Annotated in this window: 17 protein-coding genes; 12 read left to right on the top strand and 5 right to left on the bottom strand. The window is 63.0% G+C overall.

Features of this window, described 5'->3' with window-relative positions; all coding sequences use genetic code 11:
• Window positions 1–51 precede the first annotated feature (51 nt).
• On the top strand, window positions 52–909 hold the full coding sequence (locus ABGT83_RS08410; protein ID WP_346686998.1) for a hypothetical protein: 858 nt from the start codon (window positions 52–54) through the stop codon (window positions 907–909).
• Window positions 910–1274: 365 nt separating this feature from the next.
• Here the strand turns inward: ABGT83_RS08410 and ABGT83_RS08405 are convergent, their stop codons facing one another.
• The gene (locus tag ABGT83_RS08405) at window positions 1275–2270 is read right to left on the bottom strand and encodes a LysR family transcriptional regulator (RefSeq protein ID WP_346686996.1); all 996 of its coding nucleotides are present in this window, start codon (window positions 2268–2270) and stop codon (window positions 1275–1277) included.
• A 416-nt stretch (window positions 2271–2686) separates the two neighbouring features.
• Here ABGT83_RS08405 and ABGT83_RS08400 point away from each other — a divergent pair, with 416 nt between their 5' ends.
• A complete protein-coding gene (locus tag ABGT83_RS08400; protein WP_346686995.1) occupies window positions 2687–4021 on the top strand; it encodes a phenylacetate--CoA ligase family protein in 1335 nt (444 codons plus the stop codon).
• Window positions 4022–4208: 187 nt separating this feature from the next.
• Window positions 4209–4868, top strand: a complete 660-nt coding sequence (locus tag ABGT83_RS08395; RefSeq protein ID WP_103265737.1) for a LysR family transcriptional regulator substrate-binding protein — start codon at window positions 4209–4211, stop codon at window positions 4866–4868.
• Between the two features lie 102 nt (window positions 4869–4970).
• Here ABGT83_RS08395 and ABGT83_RS08390 read toward each other — a convergent pair whose 3' ends face one another.
• A complete protein-coding gene (locus ABGT83_RS08390; RefSeq protein ID WP_346686993.1) occupies window positions 4971–6728 on the bottom strand; it encodes a lipopolysaccharide biosynthesis protein in 1758 nt (585 codons plus the stop codon).
• A 398-nt stretch (window positions 6729–7126) separates the two neighbouring features.
• Between ABGT83_RS08390 and ABGT83_RS08385 the strand changes: the two genes are divergently transcribed.
• The 3 genes from ABGT83_RS08385 to ABGT83_RS08375 are packed head-to-tail and all read left to right on the top strand — an operon-like array spanning window position 7127 to window position 10436.
• Window positions 7127–8311, top strand: coding sequence for a 2-oxoacid:acceptor oxidoreductase family protein (locus tag ABGT83_RS08385; protein ID WP_346686991.1), 1185 nt, complete (start codon window positions 7127–7129; stop codon window positions 8309–8311).
• Window positions 8308–9513, top strand: coding sequence for a transketolase C-terminal domain-containing protein (locus tag ABGT83_RS08380; protein WP_346686989.1), 1206 nt, complete (start codon window positions 8308–8310; stop codon window positions 9511–9513). Before ABGT83_RS08385 ends, ABGT83_RS08380 begins: the two co-directional genes overlap by 4 nt.
• Window positions 9514–9515: 2 nt before the next feature.
• Entirely contained in the window at window positions 9516–10436 is a 921-nt protein-coding gene (locus tag ABGT83_RS08375) for a thiamine pyrophosphate-dependent enzyme (protein WP_346686987.1), read from the top strand.
• Window positions 10437–10614: 178 nt separating this feature from the next.
• On the opposite strand, the gene ABGT83_RS08370 is transcribed toward ABGT83_RS08375, so the two are convergent.
• Window positions 10615–12345 (bottom strand): FAD-dependent oxidoreductase, encoded by a 1731-nt coding sequence (locus tag ABGT83_RS08370; RefSeq protein ID WP_346686985.1) that lies wholly within the window; start codon window positions 12343–12345, stop codon window positions 10615–10617.
• A 281-nt stretch (window positions 12346–12626) separates the two neighbouring features.
• Here ABGT83_RS08370 and ABGT83_RS08365 point away from each other — a divergent pair, with 281 nt between their 5' ends.
• The gene (locus ABGT83_RS08365) at window positions 12627–14018 is read left to right on the top strand and encodes a LuxR family transcriptional regulator (protein WP_103265742.1); all 1392 of its coding nucleotides are present in this window, start codon (window positions 12627–12629) and stop codon (window positions 14016–14018) included.
• 154 nt (window positions 14019–14172) lie between these two features.
• A complete protein-coding gene (gene leuS, locus ABGT83_RS08360; protein ID WP_346686984.1) occupies window positions 14173–16746 on the top strand; it encodes a leucine--tRNA ligase in 2574 nt (857 codons plus the stop codon).
• A gap of 31 nt (window positions 16747–16777) precedes the next feature.
• On the opposite strand, the gene ABGT83_RS08355 is transcribed toward leuS, so the two are convergent.
• A complete protein-coding gene (locus ABGT83_RS08355; protein ID WP_346686982.1) occupies window positions 16778–18253 on the bottom strand; it encodes an ATP-binding cassette domain-containing protein in 1476 nt (491 codons plus the stop codon).
• 638 nt (window positions 18254–18891) lie between these two features.
• Between ABGT83_RS08355 and ABGT83_RS08350 the strand changes: the two genes are divergently transcribed.
• The 4 genes from ABGT83_RS08350 (at window position 18892) to ABGT83_RS08335 (ending at window position 23282) form a co-directional block, all read left to right on the top strand.
• Entirely contained in the window at window positions 18892–19545 is a 654-nt protein-coding gene (locus tag ABGT83_RS08350) for a SanA/YdcF family protein (RefSeq protein WP_346686980.1), read from the top strand.
• A 511-nt stretch (window positions 19546–20056) separates the two neighbouring features.
• Complete coding sequence (locus ABGT83_RS08345) at window positions 20057–21574, top strand: MDR family MFS transporter (protein ID WP_346686978.1); 1518 nt, start codon at window positions 20057–20059, stop codon at window positions 21572–21574.
• A complete protein-coding gene (locus tag ABGT83_RS08340) occupies window positions 21571–22047 on the top strand; it encodes a CBS domain-containing protein (RefSeq protein WP_103265746.1) in 477 nt (158 codons plus the stop codon). The genes ABGT83_RS08345 and ABGT83_RS08340 overlap by 4 nt, the downstream gene beginning before the upstream one ends.
• Before the next feature lie 221 nt (window positions 22048–22268).
• On the top strand, window positions 22269–23282 hold the full coding sequence (locus ABGT83_RS08335; protein WP_103265747.1) for a DmsC/YnfH family molybdoenzyme membrane anchor subunit: 1014 nt from the start codon (window positions 22269–22271) through the stop codon (window positions 23280–23282).
• Window positions 23283–23348: 66 nt separating this feature from the next.
• Here ABGT83_RS08335 and ABGT83_RS08330 read toward each other — a convergent pair whose 3' ends face one another.
• Complete coding sequence (locus ABGT83_RS08330; protein WP_346686977.1) at window positions 23349–24113, bottom strand: helix-turn-helix transcriptional regulator; 765 nt, start codon at window positions 24111–24113, stop codon at window positions 23349–23351.
• Window positions 24114–25073 lie beyond the last annotated feature (960 nt).

The raw sequence follows: 25073 nt of genomic DNA, 5'->3' as shown, positions 1-25073 counted from the left end.
CCGAGCAGGAAATGGGGTTATACTATGGCCGATTACAAGAAGAGAGACGCTATGGAAACGAATGAGACCATCCTCACCCGCAAGATCGTCGCCCTTGATGATCGGAAAACCATCGGAAAAATGAGCGATCTGCGCGTTGATTGCAATACGCTGGGCGTGAGCCACTATATCGTGAACAGTGCGAGCACGAATAGCCCGCTGGTCCTGCCTTATGACAAGGCCATAGCCGTGGGCGATACGTTCGTCACCATTCAGAGTCGCGACGATTTTTTGCCCACGTCAAACGATGCTCTCGGCATCGTGAACGACGGCTTCAAGCTTGTGGGCGTCGAAGTGTATTCCAAGACGGGCAATCGACTGGGTACTATAGCTTCCTATGAGTTTGACCCTGTCTTCGGCGCGGTGGCCGAACTCGTACTTGATTCCGGTGCGACGTTCTCGAGCGATCAGTTCGTGTTCTTCGCGTCCGAGTACGTGTTTGTTGACGACGGCGAGAGGACCGCAGCTGAGATGCGCGACGAGAAAGTAGCCGTTGCGGAGCCCGAAAGTGAAGTCGAGGTTTCCACGAATGCAGACTCTGCCGACGCGCGGTCTGGTGCAGAAGATGGCATCGAACCGGCTGAGGCGCAGGTTGAGGCCGAGCAGATCGAGGAAGTTCCCGACGACAAGGCTTCGGTGACGGTCGAAGTTGAAGTCGCTGAGGACACGGCCGAACCTGCGAAGGCTGCCGGGGACGACGAGGATACGGAACTGGTTGATTTCCTGCTTGGCCAGACGACGATCGAAGACGTCGCCAGTTCCGACGGCTCGTTCACGGTATCGAAGGGCACGGTGCTCACGTCCGGGATCATCGAAAAGGCTCGCGCGCACGATGCACTGCTCCTGCTTACCATGAGCGTGGACGCATAGAATCCAAGACGTCTGAAACTGGTTTTCCCTACCGGTTTCCCAATACGTATGACGAGCGGGCACCTTCGGGTGCCCGCTTTTGCAGTCGTGCGCCAAAAAATGTAACGGTTTGGCACGACACAGGCGATCTTTTTTCGAAGCGTAGTAAGGCGACCTGGGGGAAAGAGCATTGTACGTACGAAATAGGTACGCTCAATGCTCTGCGACGCGCATCGTACGTGCCAAACCGGCCTGTTTTCTGGCAGTCCGAAGGACGATGCTTTAGCATGCTAAAGCATCCCGACCACGTTCTGCGGCTACTTCTGCGTTCTGTACGTGCTCTGCATTCTGCGGCTGTCCTTCGTTCTCGAAGGCCGGTTGGCTAATCATCGGCTGCGCCGAGGTTCGTCCTGCGGATGACGCGCCCGGGTTGCGCTCGATGTGGAATGAGGCTCGCCATCCTCGCGCGCGGCGACGGTCGGGTTCTGCTTGATGATGGCGTGCAGCTCGTCGATGTAGCGCAGGAGAAGTGGACTCGGACGACGTTCGTTATGCATGATATAGCCTACTTGCATGGTCTCGTCGACGTCGAGCGGGATGCTCGCGATTCCCGACTGCATTTCGGCTGAAAGCACGCCGGTGGATAGGGTATAGCCATTATGGCTGGTCAGCAGGTTGGTAAGCGTGCCTCGGTCTGAAATGCGGATGTTTCCTTTGTGCGGCAGGTAGCTGAGCGGCTCTTCCGAATAATAGAACGAGTTGGCGGTGCCCTGCTCGAACGAGTAGCGTGGATAGCGTTCCAAGTCTTCAGGACGCAACAGCTTGGCTTGCGCGAGAGGGTGCTGCTCGCCGACGAACACATGGGCCCGCGCGTCGAACAGAGGATTGTAGGCTACGTTTGCGTCCGCGAATGCCTTGTACAGCACGCGACGGTTGAAGTCGTCGGTGTAGAGGATGCCTACCTCGCTGCGAAACGACCGCACGTCATCGATAATTGAGGCCGTCGTGCTCTCGCGCAGGATGAATTCGTAGTCGTCGTTCTCGCATGCCTCCACCACGTTGACGAAGGCTTGCACGCTGAATGCGTAGTGCTGTGTGGAAACGGCGAGTCGAAGGTGCGCGACGTTCTTGTCCGCATAGCGGCTTTCCAGCATGTCGGCCTGCTCGATGACCTGGCGGGCGTAACCGAGAAGCTCGGTTCCGTCGTTCGTGAGCGTGACGCCTCGATTGCTTCGGGTGAAAATGCCGATTCCCAGTTCTCGTTCGAGCTCTTTGATGGCGGTGGAAAGATTCGATTGCGAAGCGTACAGGTTCTGAGCTGCGGCGTTGATGGAGCCGTACTCGGCTATGGCGATGAGGTAGCGCAACTGCTGCAAGGTCATGATGTTTTCCGTCCTGTCGTCCGAGCGACCGCAGCGGATCGATACTCTCGAGCGGCCGATCCGAGTACCCTTAGCTTGCGGCCTTCTTCCTGTCATTGTACCGGGTTATAGTAAAGAACGATAGCGGCGCATCAAAACATCGAATGACCTGAGCGGTTGTGTTCAACACGCGTTCGTGGTTTCATGCAATACGCTGCATGTTCCGGAGGGCGGGCAGATGCGCCTGGGATAAGCAAACGTTCCACAGTGAATATCCGAAGACTGAAATGCTCCGGCGTTTCAGCAGCGGCATCCGGACAAAGAACGAGCTTGACGAACAAGGCTGGCGAATGCAGGGCGATGCAAGAGGCGACGGCCGCCGGCCAACGTGGAGTGCGAAAACGGCGACGAAAAAGCATGACGAACAAGGAGCAACCATGGCGAAAAACATCCCCTACGATCAGAAGTACTACGATCCGGAGATCGAATGCATGCCGCGGCCGGAACTTCAGGCGCTGCAACTGCAACGCCTGAAGGATATGGTGGCCTATGCATACGACAACACGGTGTACTACCAGCGCGCGTTCGACGAGGCCGGCGTGAAGCCCGCCGACATCCAGACGCTCGACGACATCGCGAAGTTCCCCTTCTGTGATAAGAAGACGGAGCGCGAGACGCAGCATGTGGGAAGCTTCTTCGGCGAGATGTGCAGCGTGCCCGAAGAGGAGGTCATCTTCATGGCCACCTCATCAGGCTCGACGGGCGTCCCTACGGTCAGCCCCTTCACGCAGGAGGACTTCGACCTGTGGCAGGATACCGAGGCGCGCCTGTTCTGGCAGGCGGGCATGCGCCCGAACGACCGCTACGTGCACGGCCTGAACTTCGCCCTGTACGTGGGCGGCCCCGACGTCATCGGCGCGCAGCGCCTGGGCGCGCTGGCCATCTGGGCGGGGGCCGTGCCGTCCGATCGCCTGCTGTTCGTGCTCCAGCAGTACCAGCCCACGGTCATCTGGACGTCGCCGTCCTACGCGTGGCACCTCGGCGAGATTGCGAAGCAGAAGGGTTTCGATCCGAAGGCGGACTTCAACATCCACACCATCATCGTGGCCGGCGAGGCGGGCGGTTCCATCACGTCCACGCGCGAGGCCATCGAGAGCCTGTGGGGCGCGAAGGTCGTTGACTTCTACGGCCTGTCCGACATCTACGGCGCGTGCGCGGCCGCCTGCGAGGCGCACGACGGCCTGCACATCGTGGAGGACCAGATCCTCGTGGAAACAGTGGATCCGACGACCGGCAAGGTGCTGGCGCCGGGCGAGACGGGCGAGCTCGTGTACACGACGCTGTGCAAGAAGGCCCGCCCGATGATCCGCTTCCGTACGGGCGACATCGGCTACGTGAGCACCGACACCTGCGAATGCGGCCGCACGCTGGCCCGTATCCACGTGACAGGCCGCAAGGACGAGATGTTCATCGTGGGCGCCGTCAACGTGTTTCCCAGCGACATCGAGTACGTGGTGCGCGGCCTGGACGGCCTCACAGGCGAGTACTCCATCCGCGTGTACGAGAAGAACTTCACCTGCAAGTACGAGGTGTCCGTCGAGCGTTCGCTCGGCAGCGACGAGCCCTACGACGAGGTGGCGAGCCGCACCGAAGCTGCGCTCAAGGCGCACACGGGCGTGCGCCCGGCCAAGGTCATCGTGTATGATGCAGGTAAGCTGGGCACGTCGTCCGAACACAAGGCATCGCGCTTCATCGACGAGCGCTGTCAGTAGGTTCCGCCGTTCTGCCGAACGGCGGAACGGCTCGACGCTGCGGCTTCGCGTGACGCTCGATCTCCGCACGCTGACGAAGACTCGCGTACCGAAGTACGCTTCGCCTTCGCCATCGCACGGATCTCGGGCACCACGCGAACCCTCGCTGACTTGTTTGGACCTATAGGATTACAAGAAGGGACCTCCTATGACCACTGAAACTACCTTCGCCGTTTCTGGCCAGCATTATCTGTTCAACGTGCAGACATTCGCGCACACGGTGCTTGCCCTCGGTGGCGATTCCTTTCGCTATGCCTTGCGCGACCGCACGACGCAGGGCGTCATTGACGACGTCGTGAGCGGGAAGAGCGAGCTGGGCGTGTTGTTCGAGACGTCAGCCACGGCCGACGAGGTGAACGCCGCGCTCGACGCGGCGGGTCTCGAGTTCGTTGAGCTCATCCAGTCGGCTCCGCGCGTCGCGCTGCCGAAGAGCCACCCGATGGTGAACGCCGCTAGCTTGACGCTGGAGGACATGGAGGATTTCCCGTACCTCTACTTCGAGCAGGACGAGGACTCGCCGGTCGCCTTTGCTGAGGAGGCGCTCGCCAGCGTGCCGCGCGCCAAGAGCATCGCGTGCACTGACCGTGCGTCGCTGTCCGAGCTCATCGTGGCGCTCAACGGCTACACGGTGACCAGCGGCATCCTCGTGGGCATCTCCGACGGCGCGGGCCTCAACACCGTGCCGCTCGACACCGACGTGAAGCTGCATCTCGGCTACGTGGTGCGCAAGGGCGAAGCGCTCAGCGACATCGGCCAACGCTTCGTCGACACCCTCAAGAAGAACCTCGTGAGGTACGCGCGGTTCTAGGGGTTCCGGCGATCGGCCGACCGCCGGAATGAAGCCGACGCTGCGGCCGGCCTCGCTGACTTACTACGCCAATCGGGACGCCTTCTCGGTCGATCCCGCAACTTACTGCGGCTGCGGGTTCTCGTCGTCGGGGGCGCTCAGGGCGCTGAAAGGCTCTTCGGAGCGGGCACGGGCCTTGGCATGGGCGGCTGCGCGGGCGGGGGACATGGAGCGCGTCGTTGCCGCGTCTTCGACCTCCAGCTCGGCCTTGATCGCGCGGACGCGCACCTTCTCGTGGGCAGCGGCGCGCGCCGCTGCCGTCGCGCCGGAACCACGGACGCCGATCGGGCTGCTGACTCCCGCCGCCGCGTCTTCGGTCTCCTTCGAGAACCCGAGTCGGATGCCGATGTACTCGCTCACCAGCAGCACCAGCAGGATGCACATGACAATGAGGTAGCCGATGACCGCGCCCGGCAGCCCCGTGAAGTTCACCAACAGAAGCGGCACGAACAGCGAGAACCCGAACGTGATGATGTAAAGCCTCGTCACGGCCCGCTGCCGCCGCAGCACGGTGATGACCTGGTACAAAAAGTCGATGGCCGCCGTTACGCCGCCCGCGGCAATCATGATGAACAGGAGGCCACGGAACTGCTCGAAGTCCAGTCCGTACAGGAAGCTCATGATGGGAATGCCGATCCAACCCATGACGAGCGCCGTCGCGCCCGTGTACGCTACGATCACGCCCATGATGGCAACGATGATGAGGTCGAACTTCCCCCGTTTGGCGGGGTCGTTCCACGCTTCGGCCATGCGCACCAGAAGCGGCTTGTAGATGAGCCCGATGGTGAGCAGGATGCCCTGCGCGGGGAAGTACAGCGCGTTGAAGTACAGCTGGTTGTCGTAGCTGAGCACGCCCTCCATGACGAACTTCGGCATGTTGTCGATGAGCGCGTACAGGAACAGTGCCAAGAACAGCGGAAAGCAGTTTTTAAACAGCATGGTCACGCTCGAGGGGCTCACGCGGCGAGATTTCGGCGTTTCGAACAGCGCAAGCGGGAAGGTGAGCACCACGAATGTGACGATTGCCGCCACGGCCATGACGATGCAGGCTACGGCGAGATTGTGCGTGACGAGCAGGGCGAGCGAGAACACCACGAGCACCACGATAGAGCGGAACGCCTGCGAAATGCCGGCGAGGTACAGCTTGTCCACCTGCTGCAGGCGGCCTTCGTACACGTCGGCCAGTCCATCGACCATCTTGTACATGTACACGCCCAGACTGATGGTGAACATGTCGCTGGCATATCCGCGGATCGAACAATACGCGAAACCGACTGCTACCATGATGGCGCAGGTGATCCAGCGATTCAGCTGGTAGTCGGAGAACGAATGCCGCTCGTCCAAATCCGACACCTGGTAGGTTCGCACGCCGTAGTTCGCCAGGTACATGAGCAGCATGCCGGTGACGAACGCCATGGAGAACATACCGGCCTGCTCAACGCCCACCAGCTGCGTGACCACGACGGTGAGGATGGGAAACACCATGCCCCAGGCTCCGATGCCGATGGAGTTCCACACGTAGTCGCGCGTGGTGCGATGCGCGGCGTACTGCTCCTCCTGGGCGGCCAGTGATCGCTCCGACACGGCGCCGAGCAGGCGGTTGCACCAGTGGTTCACCTGTCGAGTGATGAAGTTGGGCTTGCGGGGTTTCTTGGTGGCCTCGTCCTGACGGGCGCGCGCGGATGCGCCGAGGAAGGGCGTGGTGTCCGAAGGGGAGGCGGATGCGTGGGCGCCTTGTCCGCGCGCGGACTGCGCATCGTCCTCGGACGTGCGGACATGGCGCGCGGAGAGGCTGCGATCGGCCGGGCGCGGGTCGCGCATCTCGGCTCGTCCGTTCTCGCGCGCGTGACTGCGGGGTTTGCTGGCTGGATCCTTCTCAAGACGTCTCATAGCTCCGAATTATAGTTCATCGTCCGCGCTATTCCCGATATCCACAGCAGCATCAAACGCGGGTTCCGACGCGCTCCTCGAAGCTGATTGGCAGGTTGATTCGTGTGCATTGCCATGGTGGAAGACTTGCGTGCCAAAGGGAGTAGAAACGCGCTCGAATTTGCTCGCATCGGCTCGCACTCAGGCCTCTTGGCGCTCGAATGCCTGTGCGATTCAGACCGCTTGCCGTCGGCAGGGTTCTGCGAGCTTCGCGCCAGGCTTCGCGAGGCTATTCTGCGCCGGAGCGCTATACTTGCAGGGATATTATCAAGGGCGTACGGGAGAAGCTCATGATCGAAGTACTCTGGCATGGCCGAGGGGGGCAGGGCGCGTTTACGGCAGCGCGCCTGCTCGGCGCGGCGGCATCGTTGATAGATGGGAGGCACGCGCTCGCATTTCCTTCGTTCGGACCCGAGCGACGCGGCGCGCCCATGCGCGCATTCACGAAGTTGGCCGATGAGCCCATTGGCGATCGGAGCGCTGTTGCGCGGGCTGACTACGTGGTGTATCTGGACGATACCCTGCTCGGTGATGAGTGGGCCGACGAGCTTAAGCCCGGCGGTCTCGTGCTTGTGAACAGCGTGCTCGCTTTTCACGACCCTCGCATCCTGGCTATCGATGCCGACGGCATGTCCGCCGCCGTCCTCGGGCGGCCCATTCCCAACACGGTGTTCCTGGGGGCGATTTCGGCCTTGTGCGAGCACGTGAGAGCCGAGGATGTGAAGGAGGCCATACGTCAGTACATGCCACCCAAGCTGCATGCGAAGAACATAGCCCTCGTGGATGCGGCGCGCGAACTGGTGGAGCGGCTCAGCTGCGACGGCGCGTTCGGCAGCGCGTGCTCCGAGGCGGATGGCGCGCCGCATGCAGGAGCGGCCGATTCTGAGCGCTCGGAAAGTGCAGCTGCGGAATCCGTTGATCGAACCATCGACCGCTTCGTCGCTCTCGCGGGTGCTCCGCAGCCGCCGCGACCGGACGGTTGCGCCATTCCCACGCTGCGCTGCGATGAGCTGCAACCTGAGAAGTATGCGCGCTCGACATGCTATGAAGCAGGCTTCCTCGTTGCGAAGAACGCCGGGTGGCGCAACGTCCGCCCCGTGGTGGATCGCGTTGCGTGCACCGGTTGTTTGGAGTGCTATATGCACTGCCCGGATGGAACGATCTACAAGGTTGATGCGGACTTCGACGATGCCGTTGGAGCGAGCACAGGCGCAGATGCAACCGAGGTGGACGGTGCGAAACCGAAACGGCGACGGCCGGCGCTTGTGGCGGTGGACTACGATTTCTGCAAAGGATGCGGCGTGTGTGCGAAGGTATGCCGTTTCGAGGCGATCGCCATGGTATCCGAGCGAGAGGCGCTTGCCTCTGAGCGCACAGCTGATGCGCCGACTGCTGTCGAAGGCTCTGCCGCGACTGCGGGAATCGCGTTTGCATCGAACGCAAGCGAGCAAGCGAAGGGGGCGGATGCCCGATGAAGCGGTTCCTTTCCGGCGACGAGGCCCTCGCCGAAGGCGTGCGGCTGGCGCGCCCGCAGGTGATCAGCGCGTATCCCATCACGCCGCAGACGGTGGTGGTGGAGCGCCTGAGCGAGATGGTGGAGGACGGCTCGCTGGCCGCCGAGTACGTGCACGTGGAAAGCGAGCACTCGGCGCTCTCGTGCGCCATCGGCGCGTCGGCCACGGGTGCGCGCACGTTCACGGCCACGTCGAGCCAGGGCCTGCTGTACATGGCTGAGTGCCTGACCTACGCGTCGGGCGGCAGGTTCCCCATCGTCATGATGAACGCGAACCGTGCGACGGCGCTGCCGTGGAACATCTACGGCGACCAGCGCGATTCACTTGCGCTGGTCGACCACGGCTGGATCCAGGTGTACGCCGAGAACAACCAGGAGGCGCTCGACCTGGCCCTCATGGCCTATGCGGTAGCCGAGGACCCGGCCGTGCGCACGCCCGTGATGGTGAACCTGGACGGCTTCGCGCTCACGCACACCTACGAGACGGTGGACGTGCCTGCGCCCGAGCAGGCCGACGCGTTCCTGCCGCCCTACGACGGCGTTGGCAACCGCTTCGACTTCGATCACCCGACGAACATCGGCTATTCGGCCGGCCCCGAGTACAACCGCTACTACAAGTACTGGGAACATCGCGACATGATGAACGCCCCGGCGGTCATCGAGCGCGTGGAAGCACGTTTCGCCGCTGTGTTCGGCAGGTGCTATTCCGGTATGATCGAGACAGTGGCCTGCGACGATGCGGATTTCATTATTGTGACGCTGGGATCGACGGCGGGACTCGTACGTTCAGTGATCGAGCAGCTGCGCGCAGAGGGCGTGCGCGTGGGGCTCGTGCGCATCCGATATCTGCGCCCGATGCCAAGTGCCCTCGTCGTGGAGGCGCTGCGCGGTGCGAAGGCCGTTGGCGTGCTCGAGCAGGACATTTCGTTCGGGGCAGAGGGCACGGTGTGTACAAACGTGGATGCTGCCCTGCATCAGGCGGGCGTTATGATGCCTACGTACGATTTCGTGGGCGGTCTGGGCGGCGACGACATATCAGAGGCACAAGTGGCCGGTATCTTCCGCGTACTGCAGCAGGCGGCCGAGGGCGCGGACGTGCCCCGCGTTTCATTTCTGGGAATTGATTCGCCGGCGGATGTGCTCGGTGCGGAAGGGGGCCGATAGCCATGGCCGTGAACGCGAGAACCATCGCCGACGACGAGTTCTTCTTCGGGCACAAGGCGTGCGCCGGCTGCGGCGGGTCGCTCGCCGTGCGCGCAGCACTTAAGGTGCTCGGGCCGAACGCCGTGGCCGCTCTGCCGGCCGGCTGCATGAGCGCCGTCGGGTTCAACTTCCCGCAGCTCTCATTCGCGAATAACGCCATGATCACGCCCTTCGCCGCCACGGCCAGCGTGCTGACCGGCATCGAGGTGGGGCTGCGCGCGCAGGGCAAAAAGCCCGACGATTGCACCGTGGTGGGTTTCGCGGGCGACGGCGGTACGGCTGATATCGGCATCCAGGCGCTCTCGGGCGCCATCGACCGCAACGACGACGTGCTGTACATCTGCTACGACAACGAAGCATATATGAACACGGGCATCCAGAAGAGCTCGCTCACGCCGTTCGGGGCCAAGACCACCACCACGCCAGTCGGAGCGAACGCACGCGGCTGCCTGACGCAGAAGAAGAACCTGTTCGAGATCGTGGCTGCTCATGGCATTCCCTATGCCGCTACCGCGAGTGTGGGGTATCTCAACGATTTCATCCGCAAAGTGGAGCGGGCACGGGATATCGAAGGCACGCGCTACATCCACGTGATCGCCCCGTGCCCGACCGGCTGGGGCCGCGCCGAGGATGAGATGGTGGACATGGCGAAGGATATCGTGGACTGCGGGCTGTGGTATCTGGCCGAGTACGAGGGCGAGCAGCTGAGCGGCCAGCCGGGTGGGCGCTTCCATCTGAGCCGCAACCCGAAGGAGTTCGGCAGCGTCGAGGCGTACCTGAGAAGCCAAGGCCGCTTCAAGGCGCTCACCGACGAGGATATCGCCGTCGTCGAAGCCGCCCGCGACGCGAAATGGGAGGTCATGCGGAGGGAGTGGCAAGGGTAGGCGGAAACCTAAATCGGTGGGTGAAAGTCTGTTTCGGCGGCGGACCTGCAATTGGCTTTCGGTATGCTGCAGGAATGCCGCTGGAGCTTCTCGCGCAGCAACTGCGCTTTCGAAAGCGGCATCGCGTCCTGAACATGCTGGGACGCGATGCCGCCAGAGGGGTAACAGGGGAGCCCCGTTAAGCGCGCGCGAGATCCCTGCCAACCAGATAGCCGAACGTGATGCAGTTCATGCCTAGGTTGTGGCCTTCCACGCCGAAGTTGTAGAGGGTGCCGTACGAATCGCCCACCATAACGCCCAGGTTGTACAGGCCGTCGATGGGGACGTCGTTCTCGTCGCAGACCTGCATGTTCTCATTGGTGCGGAGGCCGCCGGTGACGCACAGGAACGCAGAGGGATCAACCTGGTACTTGAATCCGAAGAACGGCCCCGTTTTCACGGGTGCCAAGTAGCGCGGATCCTTGTGGAAGTCCTCGTCCACGCCGTTTTCGCAGTACATGTTGTACCGCTCGAGCGTGGCTTTCGCCTGCTCGGCATCTATGCCGTCAAGCTGTGAGAACAGCTCTTCGATCGTATCGGCCTTCACGTACGCCCGATTTTCCGCTGCAGCCTCCCATTCAGCCAAAATCTCCTCCGACGTCTTCGGCTTGGGGCCGTTGTCCTGGTCGATGGTGGTTCCGCCAACGCACCAGGTGTCATAGCGGTATGCGTAAGCGGCTTCCCAGATAAAGTAGGCTGTGCGCTCCGGCTGGTTCATGACGCTCATGACCGAGTAGGTTGCCGTGGTGTCTTCGTTCATGTAGCGCTCGCCGTTCATGTTGAGGTTTGGCCCGGTGTAGTTTTGCACGCCGATCTGGGACGGCAGCTGGGCGGCTATCATGCCCAGAATCATGGGGGCGTTTGGATACACCTTCTGCCAGCCTGCCCCTACCCACAGCCCCATCTTCTGGCCGTCGCCGGGATAGAGGCCCCCGAATTGAAATCCCGCATCGTAGTCAAGGCTCCAGTTCTCATCGAGCAAGTCCATCGCCCACGGGCAGTACTTCTCCATCATCTCCCGGTCGCCGGAGAAATCGCCTGTCGCCAAGACGACGGCTTTTCGGCCGATGTACTTGACGTAGTCGCCCGCCTCGTTCTGCGCAACGACCGCGCTGACGCGGCCCGTGTTATCGTCATCGCGAACCAGGTGCTGCGCCACGGTCCGGTAGTCAATCCGGCAGCCGTTTTCGAGGATGATCCTCTCCAGTTCGGAGACGACCAGCCCTTGGCCGTTCGCGGATCCGTTGGTCACCTCGTCGCCGATCCAGTTGTGGGCTGACGGCTGGAAGCTGAACACGCCGTCAGGGTCGTCGTAACCGACTTCGATCGTGGTTTCCCAGCCGGCTTCTTCCATGACGTCAATGAGCCAATCCATCGATTCGGAGCTGTGGTTGATCCATTTCCACCATTTCTTTTGATCGATCAGATACCCCGCGTCGGCCATCTGCTTCTTGATCATGGGCGGCAGGTTGTTCGCGTTGTAGTCGATGCCGTAACGCTTCTGGGCTTTGGTCCCGATGCCATGGTTCGAGCCGCCCCTGAACACCGGTGCCGTGCTGGCGGCGAACAGAATCACGTCCGCCCCCTCCTGCGCTGCGGACGCGGCGCACACCATACCGGACACGCCGGCGCCGACCACGACGATGTCCGCTTCATACGTCTCTGCGATCTGGGATTCCTCGATAGACTTGGGCGGCGTTTCGAACGAATAGCGCTTCGCGCCCGCCTCGGCGGACGCCGATGCATTCCCAGACCCTGACGCAGCTCCGCCCTTGTTCGGGGCGGCCGCGCATCCGGCGAGGCCTGCTGCGGTCGCGGCGACTCCCGATACTGCCATACCCTTAATGAAAGAACGACGATCCATGCTCATAGCTCCCTCCTTGTTTCATGCGGCCGGCTTTTTCGCCGATGCATGCATCGTAGGGTTGTGGGGCGCAGCGGGCTTCCTCCCCCGTGCGGGAAAAGCGCTACGGGGCCTCACATCCCAGATGTGAATTCCAGCATTGCATATATGACGGAGGTGAACGAGCGGGAGGCGGGAAACCTTCGGGGCTTATAATGGGGTTGGGAAACGGATAAGCGTGGAGGCTTCATGCGGCGGGTTTTTAAAAGGGGACGCATCGGAGGCGCGCGTTTCTGGAGGGGGTTTCGATGCGCCGGCATGTCGCGCCGTGTTTGGGGTGGGCCTTTTACCTGCTGTCCGTTACCATCCTCGTATGGGACGGCTCTCGCACGCCGGAATCGAGCCTGCTTTCAGGAGAGGCCGCGTTCACGTTCGGGCTTGTGCGCCTCCTGTTCTTTTCAGGTGGCTTCTTCCTCGGCGCGTACTGCGCTTGGAAGCGACGCGGGTCGTATCGATTCGGGCGCGTCCTCTGCGTCGCCGCTGGCCTTATCGCTCTCGGGGGCCTGTCGGTTCTGGCGGCGAGTCTCGTGTCTGTTTGGATGGCCATGCTGGGGGCAGGCTTCATAGGGATTGGGAGCGCCGTGCTCTTTATGCTGTGGCAGAAGGCGTTCTCCCTGCGTGGAATCTTCGTTGCTGGCTACTGCCTTATGATTGCAAGTGCCTTAGGGGTCCTGCTGTTCTTGGCGGTTTCGCTCGTCGGCTTTTTCGGTTATCCGATTACGATGAGCGTGTGCGCAGCCCTGGTGTCGGCTGGCATCCTATGGGCGGTGGGAAAAGACGCTCCATCAGATGTGTATCCTGCGATGCTCGGATGGGCGCGTAAGACGCCCTTTCGGGACCTTTGGAAGCCTGTACTGTGTGTCTCGGCGTTCGGGTTCGTGTGGCAGATCGTGTATGCGCTCGGTTTGAGCAATCCGTCGCTCTCTGCTGTCCTGCAGAGCTCGTTTGTGTTTTCCCAGCTGCTTGCCTCGCTCGCTCTCGGCATTGCTTGGTATCGGTTTCACGAATACGTGCATATTGAGCTGGTATTTCAGCTTCTGTTCCCCATTATGGCGACGGGGTTTCTGCTGATGCCCTTTTTCGGATACAGCTATCGGGTGGCTTTCATATCGTTTTCGCTGTTTGCGTTCGGCGTCATGTCCATCCTCATGCAGCTCGCCTGTCTGCAAAAATCGGAGAGCCTGCACGTCGACCCCATTATTGTTGTGGGCGTGTTTGCGGGATTCGTGTACTCTTCGATGACGGCCGGATTCGTGGTGGGCCACGCGCTGCAAGGCGGCAGCGACTTCGGTTTTGCCCACCTGCTGGTTTTGGCGCTCGTGTTGGTGTACGGCCTCTCAGCCGTATTCTTCGCGATCAAGTTCCGCTGGAGGGAGTCGAAACCGGCGGGTGCGGTGGATGGCGAAGTCGAGGGTGCACGGGATGTATGCGGCGCCATTGCGCGCGATGCGGGTCTGTCGGCGCGCGAGACGGAAGTGTTCGGCCTCATCGTGAAAGGGCGTGATCTGCCCTACATCGCCGATAAGCTGGTTGTGTCCAAGAACACCGTGCGAACGCACATGAAGAACATCTACGTGAAGCTGGGTGTGCATAGCAAACAGGAGGTCATCGACCTCGTTGATGCGTTTGAAAAGAGATAAGCTGTTGATCGCTTTGCTTTCAGTGGGTGCGAAGCGCTTCATCCGTGTATGCCGCTTGACCGGCAACGTAAGCGAATAACTTCCTGCGCGCTTGCCACACCTGCTACAATAGGCAATTACGATTCGCCCCGCTCGTCCAAGGAAAGACACCGCCATGAAACAGTACAACCCGCATGAGATCGAGCCCCGCTGGCAGAAGGCGTGGGCCGACGCCGACCTGTACAAAGTGACCGAGGACGCCTCCAAGCCGAAGCGCTACGTGCTGGAGATGTTCCCGTACCCCTCGGGCGACATCCACATGGGGCACGTGCGCAACTACACCATCGGCGACGTCATCGCGCGCTACTCTAAGATGCGCGGCTTCGACGTGCTGCACCCCATGGGTTGGGACGCGTTCGGCCTGCCGGCGGAGAACGCGGCCATCAAGCACCACAGCCATCCGGCGAAGTGGACCTACCAGAACATCGACACGCAGAAGGCGTCGTTCAAGCGCATGGGCTTCAGCTACGACTGGGACCGCACCGTGGTGGCGTGCGACCCCGAGTACTACCGCTGGGGCCAGTGGATCTTCCTCAAGATGTGGGAGAAGGGTCTGGTGGAGCGCCGCAACAGCCCGGTGAACTGGTGCCCCAACTGCCAGACCGTGCTCGCGAACGAGCAGGTCACCGAAGGCGAGTGCTGGCGCTGCCACGGCGCGGTGGAGAAGCGCGACCTCACGCAGTGGTACCTCAAGATCACCGACTACGCGCAGGAGCTGCTGGACGATCTGGACCAGCTGGACGGCTGGCCCGAGCGCGTCAAGCAGATGCAGGCGAACTGGATCGGCCGCTCCGAGGGCGCGGAGGTCACGTTCACGCTGTGCGGGCCCGACGGCGAAGCGCCCGCCGAGCCGACCGAGGACGACCTCATCACCGTGTTCACCACGCGCCCCGACACGCTGTTCGGCTGCTCGTTCTTCCTGCTGGCCCCCGAGTACAAGGGTCTCATGGACCTCGTGGCCGGCACCGAGTACGAGGCCGGCGTGCGCGAGGTGGTGGAGCAGGCCGCCAAGGTGAGCGCCGTGGAGCGCGCCCAGGGCGACCGCGAGAAGCACGGCGCGTTCACCGGGCGCTACATGGTGAACCCCATCAACGGCGAGAAGGTGCCCGTGTGGGTGGCCGACTACATCGTGAGCGACTACGGCACCGGCGCGGTCATGGCCGTGCCGTGCGGCGACCAGCGCGACTTCGAGTTCGCGAGCAAGTACGACCTGCCCATCATCCCCATCATCCTGGGCGAGGACGACCCGCTGTACCCCGAGCTCGACGGCGTGCAGGAGCGCCGCGTGACGAGCGTCGACTGGGACCATGCCTACGACGCCGAGGGCATCCTCGTGCAGTCGGGCACGTACACCGGCATGGTGGGCGGCAAGCACAGCCCGGCCGTGGACGCCATCATCGCCGACCTCGAGGCGGCCGGCCGCGGGCGACGCAAGGTGGAGTTCCGCCTGCGCGACTGGCTCATCAGCCGCCAGCGCTACTGGGGCAATCCCATCCCGGCCGTCCACTGCCCGGAGTGCGGCCTGGTGCCCGTGCCCGAGCGCGACCTGCCGGTGCGCCTGCCCGAGGACATCGACCTGGCCGCCGGCGAGACGCTGGCCACGCACGAGGCGTTCGTGAACACCACCTGCCCCGTGTGCGGCGGCCCGGCCAAGCGCGAGACGGACACCATGGACACGTTCACGTGCTCCAGCTGGTACTACCTGCGCTACACCGACCCGCATAACGAGGAGCTGCCGTTCGCGCCCGAGAAGGCGAACCGCTGGCTGCCGGTGGACCAGTACATCGGCGGCATCGAGCACGCCATCCTGCACCTGCTGTACAGCCGCTTCTTCACGAAGGTGCTGCGCGACCTGGGGCTCGTGGACTTCGACGAGCCGTTCGCGAACCTGCTCACGCAGGGTATGGTGCTGGACGAGCACGGCGAGGTCATGAGCAAGTCCAAGGGCAACGTCATCTCGCCCGAAGAGATGATCGCCGGCTACGGTGCCGATGCCGTGCGCACGTACATCCTGTTCATGGCGCCGCCCGACAAGGAGCTCCAGTGGAACGAGGACGGCCTGGCGGGCATCTACAAGTTCATGAACCGCGCGTGGCGCATCGTGAACGACCTGGTGGGCCAGGCGGGCGACGAGACGTTCTACCAGGAGGGCGCCTCGCAGGAAGAGGGCGAGAAGGCGCTCGAGAAGTTCGTGCGCGAACGCCACCGCGTGGTGGGCAAGGTGGCGGACGACTTCGACCGCAACAACTTCAACACCGCCATCGCCGCCATCATGGAGCTGTGCAACGCCGCGGGCGACTATCTGCGCAAGTGCTCGGCGGATCAGCGCGCCGCCTGCGCGTTCTCGCGCACGTTCGACCACGAGGCCGCCGAGGTCATCGTGAAGCTCATGGCCCCCATGGCCCCGCACTGGGCCGAGGAGCTGTGGCGCAGCGTGCTGGGCCGTGAGGGCTCGGCCTACGAGCAGCCGTGGCCGGAGTTCGACCCCGAGCAGGCCAAGGCCGACGAGGTGGAGCTGGCCGTGCAGGTGAACGGCAAGGTGAAGGCCAAGATCACGGTGGCCGCCGACGCCCCCGAGGACGACGTGCGCGCCGCCGCCCTCGCCGCCGTCGAGGCGGCGCTCGGGGGCAAGGACGTGAAGAAGGTCGTCGTCGTCCCTGGCCGCCTGGTGAACATCGTCGCGAAGTAGGGGCGCGGCAACGCGCACTCCAGTTGTCGGATCATCTCGCGTTCACACGCCCTTCTTCGACGGTCCAGCGGATGCTCGTGCAGGCGTCCAGGAAAGCCTCGTCGTGCGAGACGACGATGAGCGCGCCGGGGTACGCGGCAAGAGCTCGCTCAAGCGCTTCTGCTGAATGGAGGTCCAGGTGGTTCGTGGGTTCGTCCATCACAATGAGAGACGGGCCGTCGAGAACCCCCTCGGCCAACATGAGCTTGCGCATCTCGCCGGGGCTGACGTCGCGGCCGGCCAGGATGCGCTCGGCGCTCGAATTGAGCTGCGTGACAAAGGAGAGCAGCCTGCCGCGTCGCATCTCATCGGCGTCATGCAGGCGTGCGAGAACGCGGCCGGCCTCGTCCCGTTCCACCTCCTGGGGAATGACAAGCGTGGGCACGTCGGCGGGAAGCTGCTCGAGCACATGCCGCACGAGAGTGGATTTGCCGCCGCCGTTCGGCCCGCTCACGCCCAAGTGGTCGGTGTGACCCAGCGTTAGCTTCGGCAGCTGCAGGCTTCCTTGGCCGCAGGCGATGTCGTGCTCGTCCATGAATAGGAGCGTCGCGCGTGGATGGGGACGCGCATCCATCCAGAGCGATCCATCGTAGCGTTTCGCGATGCGGATGGCGGCGGCCTTTTCGCTCGCCCGGGCAGCGCGGGCGTCCATGCGCGTGGCGAGCACGCCGGCCTGGCCGTCTTTTCCAGAGTACACGGCCAGTTGCCTACGCACCCGTCCGTCACGGTCGTGCCTGTCCAGATGCCGCGCGCTCAGGCGGCTGGCCGTGCGCGCTGCCAGGTGCGCTCGGGCGTCGGCTTCCGACGCCAAGCGCGCGGCCTCGCGCTTGGTGGTCTCTTTGCAAGCCGATGCCTCGACACGCTCGCGCTCCTGCTCGCCATGCGCCCGGTCATAGCCGCCGGGGCGCATGGTCCAACTGCCTGCTTCGTGCATGAGGCAACGATCCGCCAGCCGATTCAACAAGGCGCGATCGTGCGAGATGAGCAGGCCGATGCCGCGAAAGCCTTCGAGCGCGTCCGCGAGGGCATCGCGGCAGGGCGCGTCGACATGGTTCGTAGGCTCGTCGAGCGCCAGCACGGTGGGATTCTGCCAGAGCGCACACGCCACCTGGAGCTTCTTTTGCTCTCCGTAGCTCAAGGCGCCGAATCGCCAGGGCATGTCGTTCTCGATGCCAAGGCTCTCGCGCAGGCGCTGGGCTTCGCGGGAGAAGTCGCAGGCAAAGTCTTCCAGCATCTCAGGCGGGGTGGACGCGTCCTGAGGGCAGTACGCGGCCGACAGGCGCGGGAACGTCGAACCGGAATCGGGTGCGAGCAGACCGCAGGCGATGCGCGCGAGCGTGCTCTTGCCGCAGCCGTTGTCGCCTACGATGCCGCACCAGCCTTCCGCAAACGTGGCGGATACGAGGTCAAGCGCCGGTGCAGGCGAGCCGGGGTAGGTGTAGCGGATGTCATGCAAAGTGAGAACCATGGAGGCCTCCTTCGTGAAGGGGGGCCTGTGCGGATGCTCGCGGGCGGCATGCGTGCGAAGCGCGTGAGGGAGAGGGCGGGATGCCTATGAAGCTGCGATGCGGATCCGCGCAAGCCCGGCGCCATGCAACGCCAAGGGATACGTCGAGATGGGGGCATCGCTACAACTTCATGTATCGCTCTCCTTGCAGAAGCGGCCGCTTGGCATTGGGGCGGCTGCGGGGTGATGATGCCGTCCAGTGTAGCATGCGTCGGGATATGACGGCAAGTTGCACGTTCCTATGCCCATGCCGATGCGATACCGGATCGAGCGATCCGAGAGTTTGCTTGTCGGCGGACTATGCTGCATGCCTGCATTTGAGCGGGGAAGATGGATGCCGGCGCGCAAAGGCCGTCGAAAGGCAGAGGACCGAAGGCTTATTCTCGTCAACGGCGGCCAGCATACTCCGTCTCCGTATGCTCGGCCCATTCGGCACTTGCGCTTCGGGGGCAAGATCTTTGCACGCAGGCACCGTCTTCGCCCCGCAATTTGCGTGGATTCGGCTTCGAGTTTCGATGGCGAGGCGGCTTGCTCCGTTCGGGCGTGCAGCGTCTTTGCTATCATCGGGATCTATGAGCGCTCATGGAAACAAACGGTGGTTGAAGCGTGCGGCTGGCGTGCTGCTTGTCGGCGCGGTTGCGGCTGCCCTTGTCGTTGCGTGCACGAACGCCGCAGTGATCGCGACCTCGAAGCCCGCCATCGTCAGTATCGAGGAGACGACCGCCTACGATGCCGACGCCATCGTGGTGCTGGGCGCTTCAGTGCTCTCCGACGGCACGCCGTCTCGCATCCTGCAGGATCGTCTCGATGTGGCCATCGAGCTGTATCTTGCTGGAGCAGCGCCCAAGCTCATCATGAGCGGCGACAACAGCACGGTGTCATACAACGAGGTCAGAGGCATGAAGAACTACGCTATCTCGCAAGGCGTGCCGAGCGAGGACGTGTTCTGCGACCATGCCGGGTTCTCCACATACGAGACCATGTATCGTGCCAAGCATGTATTCGGAGCCGAGCGCATCATCATTGCGACGCAGACCTACCATCTGTACCGCGCAATCTACGACGCCAACGGGCTGGGCATGGAAGCCGTGGGGGTGGCGAGCGACTCCCGTTCATACAGCGGTCAGACGTGGTACGATCTGCGCGAGATCCCCGCTCGCACCAAAGACTTCTTTTATGTGATCGCGCAGACGCCCTCGACGTTCGTTGGCGACTCTATCAGCCTGCACCAGTCGGGCGACGTCACAGACTAGCACGTTTTCTGGTCCGACCGCCCTGCCGGTTGGAGTATCGCGCTCGACCGCATGAGCGGGATTGTGAAATTCGCTTGAAGCGGTGCACTTTCTCGGAACCACGGGGGGTTGCGGCTCCGCTATACTTGCTCGTCATGCAATCGACTTCCTTCGCATATTCCTTGGCTGCCGGCCGCCGTCGGCGCGCCTGTTCGGGCGCGTTCCGTTTGGCGGGCGAGGTAGGCTCGGGCGTGTGGAAAGGCAGCTTGTGAGCGCGCACGCACGTTTCATCGCGCCGCTCGATACGCCGCTTTTCAGCATGAGAGCGTAGGCCCTCGGGCCGTTCGGCCTTTCGAGAGCTTCGCTGCGACCGCGTGCGAATTTCCATCTCCAACGTTCCATACGGTACATACCCTGTCGACGGCCTCGCGATAGCGTCTCGGCTGCGTTCCGTCTGTACGCTTGGCTGCGTACGCCGTCAGGCCTGTCGACGTGCGATTAGGAAGATGATGTCATTTTGAACGAGCAACAATTGATAGCCCAACAGCACAAGGTAACCCGCAAGGAGATCACCGTCATCGGCATCGTGCTGGCCGGTGCGTTCCTCGCCATCCTGAACCAGACCGTCCTGTCGCCCGCGTTGCCGAAGCTGATGGACGCGTTTTCCATCTCGGCCGGCACTGCGCAGTGGGTGACGTCCATCTACATGCTGGTCAACGGCATCATGGTGCCTATCACCGGGTTCCTCATCGACCGTTTCTCCACGCGCAAGCTGTTCTTCGTCTCGCTCGTCTCGTTCATCGTGGGCACGGCGCTGTGCGCGGCGGCCCCCTCATTCGAGCTCCTCATCGTGGGCCGTGTGCTGCAGGCGGCCGGCGCAGGCGTGCAGCTGCCGCTCGTGGGCGTGGTGCCCATGCTCATCTTCCCGCCCGAGAAGCGCGGCACGGCCATGGGCATGGCCGGCATCGTGATGAGCTGCGCGCCGGCGGCCGGCCCCGTGCTGGCCGGCGGCATCATCGACGCGTGGGGCTGGCGCATGATGTTCTGGGCGATGATCCCGCTGGCCATCCTCGTGCTGGCGGTGAGCTTCTTCAAGCTCACAAACGTGGGCGAGCTCAAGCGCCCCCACCTCGACGTGCTGTCCATCGTGCTGTCCACGTTCGCATTCGGCGGTCTGCTGTACGGCTTCTCCAGCGCCAGCACGCTGGGTTGGGGCCATGCCGTGGTCATCGGCAGCATCGTGGTAGGCGTGGTCGCGCTCGCGTGGTTCATCCATCGCCAGCTGCACATCGACGAACCGCTGCTGCAACTGCGAGCCCTCAAGACGCCCACGTTCGCGTACTCGGCCGTCATCGTGACGGTGGTCAACTCGGCGCTGGCCGTGGGCAGCGTCATCCTGCCCATCTACCTGCAGAACGTTTTGGGGCTGACGGCGTTCGAAACCGGCATCCTCATGACGCCCGGCGCCGTGGCCACCATTTTCCTCAGCCCTATCAGCGGCATGCTGTTCGACAAGTTCGGCCCGCGCGTCATCGCCATCGTGGGACTGACGGGGCTCACCGCCTCGCTGGCGGCGCTGTCCTTCGTCGACGACAAGACGATGGTCGCGTACCTCGTGGTGTTCTACGTCATCCAATCCTCGGGGCTGACGCTGGCGAACATGCCGGTGACCACCTGGGGCATCAATGCGCTGTCGAACGACATGATCGCGCACGGTAACGCCATCAGCAACACGGGTCGCCAGGTGGGCGGCGCGGTGAGCACGGCGCTTATCGTGACGGTGATGACCATGGTGACTGCGGCGAACGCCGAGGCTGGTCCTGTGCTGTCCACGGCGGCGGGCATCGACGTGGCGTACGGCATCTCTGCGGCGGTGGCGGCGGTCGCGCTGATCATCGCCATCTTGAAGGTGCGCAATCCTAAGAAGCCGCTTGTGCAGGCAGGGGCGAAGGCGCCGTCTGCCCGACCGGACGAAGGCGCGACGGGGACTGTGGCGGTCGCATCGTCGACCGCATGCATGGAGGAAGCGACGGAAGGAGCTGGACGATGAGCCAGACGATCGGCGACATCATGGAGCGGGACGCGTTCACGTGCCGCTACGACCAGACCCTCGGCGAGGTGGTGGCCCTGTTCAACGAGCTGGGCACGAGCGGCCTCGCCGTGGTGGACGAAGAGCTCCACGTGGTGGGGTTCATCAGCGACGGCGACATCATGAAGGCGGTGGCCGCGCAGAAGACGCGCTCCATCTTCGGCGGCGGCTACGCCAACATGGTGCTGTACGACAACGAGTCCTTCGAGGAGAAGGCTCGCGCGCTCAAGCATCGCAACGTCATGGAGCTGGCCGTGCAGAAGGTGCTGTGTGCCACGGCCGACCAGACCGTGGGCGAGATCGCCGACGTGCTGGCGAAGAAGAAGTTCAAGAAGGTGCCGGTCATCGACGAGGACGGCAGGCTCATCGGCGTGGTGCGCCGCGCCACCATCACGCGCTACCTGTTCGACGTGTTGTTCGGCGAGGAGGGGTAGGCTGCGAGCGTCAAGGTTACTGCGAACGCCCGCAGATCGCGCACTTTTTACAACCGAATTCACCGGCACAGGCATCGTACGCTCATCGCGGATTCGCTTCGAAGCGGAAACATCTGAGAGGAATCGAGACGAGCGCCGCGACAGCATCTTCTCGAGTGCCTACGATGGCCGCACTGTTCCTGCGACCAAAGAGCGTTCGGCTCTGAGGAGGTTGATGCCCAATGGATTTGGTGTACATGCAACTACCGCTCGTGTTCTTCACGGCGGCCGCGCCCATGGCATCGGGCGCATTCATCGGTTTGGCCTGTGCGTTTCTCACAACGCGTTTTTCGGTCGACACGCTGAGGCGTATCGACCGCTGGACGCTTCTGCCTCTGGCTATCCTCGCCGTCGGGGTCGTTGCCGCTGTCGTATTCCTCGCTTCTCCGCAAAGCGAGCTTCTGGTTATCCAGGGGATCGATCCCGGAGCGTTCGGGTTTGCGGCGTTCATGGCGGTCGCATTCGCCGTCGTGGCTCTGGTGTACTGGATCGTTGCGATGATCGGACGCCTGTCATATGGAGCGCGTAAAGCGTTTGCCACGGTTGCGGCCGTATCGGCCGTCGTGTATGCGGTTTCCATCGGCGTGGCCTACATGATGTCGGCTGTGCCGCTGTGGGCATCCATCATCGTGCCCATCGGGTTCGCCGGCTTCAGCCTGGCAAGCGGCGTCCCGCTGGGCATGCTCGTGCTGGCGCTGGCGAAGGCGCTTCCCGAGGCGCGGGCGACCCGGTTCGGTGCAACCGCTCTGGTTGTTGCGCTCGTGGGCACCGTGGCGGCCATCTTTGCAGTGACGGTGCAGCTCCTCAATGCGCAGGCCACGATAGCTGCATTCTTCCCGGGCGCCGACGCCGTGCCGGGCTCGTGGGTGTGGCTCATCGTATCCATCGCGGGCTTCGTCGCGACGCTGGCGCTGATGCGCGGCTCTCTGAACGGTCCGCGCGTGGAACGTTCCGCCGCTCCTCTCGGCAGTACCGCCGGCGCTGCCGCCATGCCATGGGATTCCGTCGATGCGCTGGACGACGATCCGATTTCACGTCGCGATGATGCCGGCTTCCGCGTGGTTGGCGCCGAGCGCGCACGTGCGGACGTTGACGCCGATGCGGTGTCGGCTGTGCCGATGCTGGTAATCGCCAATGTCGTCGTGCTCGCAGCCCTTGTCGCGGCTCGCGTGCTGTTCTACGCCCTGCAGTTCTAAGCGCGGTATCGCTATATGCTCTCGGCCCCTCCCGAAAGATAGCCCATCGGGAGGGGCGCTTTGTATTCAGGAAGCGGAAGGCGGCTTTGGCCGCATGCAATCCGTCAGATCGCGCGGGTCGAAGGAATCCACGAGATCGAGCAACTCCTGTTTCTTGTGGATGGCGAGCTTTGCGTAGATGCGCTTCGAATGCGTACGAATGGTATTCTCCGACACGACGAGGTCCTCGGCGATGCGTGCAACCGTGTTTCCGCGTGCGATGAGCTCCATGACCTCAGTCTCGCGGGCGCTCAGACGGTAATGCCGCTGAAGGAGGACAGCCTGCTTCGAAATGCGGTCCTGGTACGTCGGCTCTCCCAGGCCGCGCTTTCGTGGGACATCGGGTGTCGTGGACGGCGTCGTGCGGGCGCGCTCTCCTCGAAATCCGCGCGCTTTCATGTCGGCATCGTGACGTTTGCGCGAGTCGTCGAGCGCTTCCGGCGGTCGTAATGCGACGAGCTCGATGCTGGCTGCGTCGTTCTCGCGTCCGAGGACCTTGCGAAATCCGCCCTGACCGACGAAGTACATGAGTCCTAGAAGGTACAAGGCAACAAGCGCAACGACTGCAAGAGGGGCGATGCCCATGATGGTGATCTGCTCCGCGAACGTGCCGCCCAAGAGCCCGGCATCGTGGAGCGTGTACACGATGCCTCCGAAAAACCCGTAGATGAAGATGGGGTTGATGCCGCGGTCGCGCGACGCTTGGGCGCACTGGATCATCATGAGCATGATGGCTGCGCTGTAGACGGCGTATAAGATGGCGGCCAGCCAGCGAGCGTAGGGCAGGGGCAAAAAACGGCAGCAGCAGAAACGACGTGATCACGAACGGGAAGACGATGCGGTAGGCGCCCACCACGTTGAGGCGCAGGTTCTTGAATCGCCATAGTGCGAGCACGACGACGGCGACAACAAGTGACCCGCCCATTGAAAGCGCATTCACGAGTGAGCCGACCTGCGGCTCGCCGATTGCCAGCGAACGCATGATGCCCGTGCAGAATCCGAGCGCCCCCACGCACAGCGCACTGCGCCAATAGTCGTGCAGGACGCGTCGGTAGACGTTTGGATGCTCGCGCGGCACGTCCTGGAACATGGCCTGATCCCGGTCGATCTGTCGACTTTTCAGCACAATGGTGAGGCCGAACAGCGGAAGGAACACGAGTGGGATGAGGAATGCCGTCACAGCCACGGGAATAAGGTACAGCGAGAAATACAGCACGGACGCATACGCCGTTCCCACGATGAGGTCGCGATTGCCGGCATCGGAATCCTGGCTTGCGAACAGACGCTGCCATAGCATGTAGAATCCCGCTGATCCCAATCCCAGCTGCGCGCCGCCTGCGATCACGAGAGCAAGCGCGTATTCTTCAAGGTAGATGGCGGCGATGAGGCATCCCCAGCCAGACAGGTAGGGGATCGTCGCCAGCCGCACGAGGAAGGAGCGCGTCGGCCCTGGCAGGAAGTATACGCCCAGCGCGCTGGCGAAATAGCTTGCGGAGAAGACAAGCGCCTGGGCGAGAAAGAACCAGAACACGATTTCCTGAGTCTGGAACTCGAGCGGCAGGAACGGGAACACGCCTCCCCAGACACCGGCGGCATTGATGGCCAAGAAGAGCGCGTAGCCAAGTGAGGTGACATTTGGCTTAAGCATACGTGCGAGGGTGCTGACTGCCACGGCGGCTCCTTGAGAATCCGATGCGCATGATGCGCGCGGGCGTCTTCGCGCGAGCGTTCGCCCGTGCGTGCGGCAAGTAT

This window comes from Enteroscipio rubneri (genome assembly GCF_963929405.1).
Lineage (GTDB): Bacteria > Actinomycetota > Coriobacteriia > Coriobacteriales > Eggerthellaceae > Enteroscipio > Enteroscipio rubneri.
The sequence above is the reverse complement of the archived record's forward strand: the minus strand, read 5'-3'. Positions and strand labels throughout refer to the sequence as shown.

Excerpts from the sequence above, each read along its gene's own strand:
- ABGT83_RS08380 (WP_346686989.1), top strand. The coding sequence starts at position 8,308 with ATGAAGCGGTTCCTTTCCGGCGACGAGGCCCTCGCCGAAGGCGTGCGG.
- leuS (WP_346686984.1), top strand. The coding sequence starts at position 14,173 with ATGAAACAGTACAACCCGCATGAGATCGAGCCCCGCTGGCAGAAGGCG.
- ABGT83_RS08400 (WP_346686995.1), top strand. The coding sequence starts at position 2,687 with ATGGCGAAAAACATCCCCTACGATCAGAAGTACTACGATCCGGAGATC.
- ABGT83_RS08335 (WP_103265747.1), top strand. The coding sequence starts at position 22,269 with ATGGATTTGGTGTACATGCAACTACCGCTCGTGTTCTTCACGGCGGCC.
- ABGT83_RS08390 (WP_346686993.1), bottom strand. The coding sequence starts at position 6,728 with ATGCGCGACCCGCGCCCGGCCGATCGCAGCCTCTCCGCGCGCCATGTC.
- ABGT83_RS08410 (WP_346686998.1), top strand. The coding sequence starts at position 52 with ATGGAAACGAATGAGACCATCCTCACCCGCAAGATCGTCGCCCTTGAT.
- ABGT83_RS08370 (WP_346686985.1), bottom strand. The coding sequence starts at position 12,345 with ATGAGCATGGATCGTCGTTCTTTCATTAAGGGTATGGCAGTATCGGGA.
- ABGT83_RS08385 (WP_346686991.1), top strand. The coding sequence starts at position 7,127 with ATGATCGAAGTACTCTGGCATGGCCGAGGGGGGCAGGGCGCGTTTACG.
- ABGT83_RS08395 (WP_103265737.1), top strand. The coding sequence starts at position 4,209 with ATGACCACTGAAACTACCTTCGCCGTTTCTGGCCAGCATTATCTGTTC.
- ABGT83_RS08405 (WP_346686996.1), bottom strand. The coding sequence starts at position 2,270 with ATGACCTTGCAGCAGTTGCGCTACCTCATCGCCATAGCCGAGTACGGC.
- ABGT83_RS08355 (WP_346686982.1), bottom strand. The coding sequence starts at position 18,253 with ATGGTTCTCACTTTGCATGACATCCGCTACACCTACCCCGGCTCGCCT.
- ABGT83_RS08365 (WP_103265742.1), top strand. The coding sequence starts at position 12,627 with ATGCGCCGGCATGTCGCGCCGTGTTTGGGGTGGGCCTTTTACCTGCTG.
- ABGT83_RS08340 (WP_103265746.1), top strand. The coding sequence starts at position 21,571 with ATGAGCCAGACGATCGGCGACATCATGGAGCGGGACGCGTTCACGTGC.
- ABGT83_RS08375 (WP_346686987.1), top strand. The coding sequence starts at position 9,516 with ATGGCCGTGAACGCGAGAACCATCGCCGACGACGAGTTCTTCTTCGGG.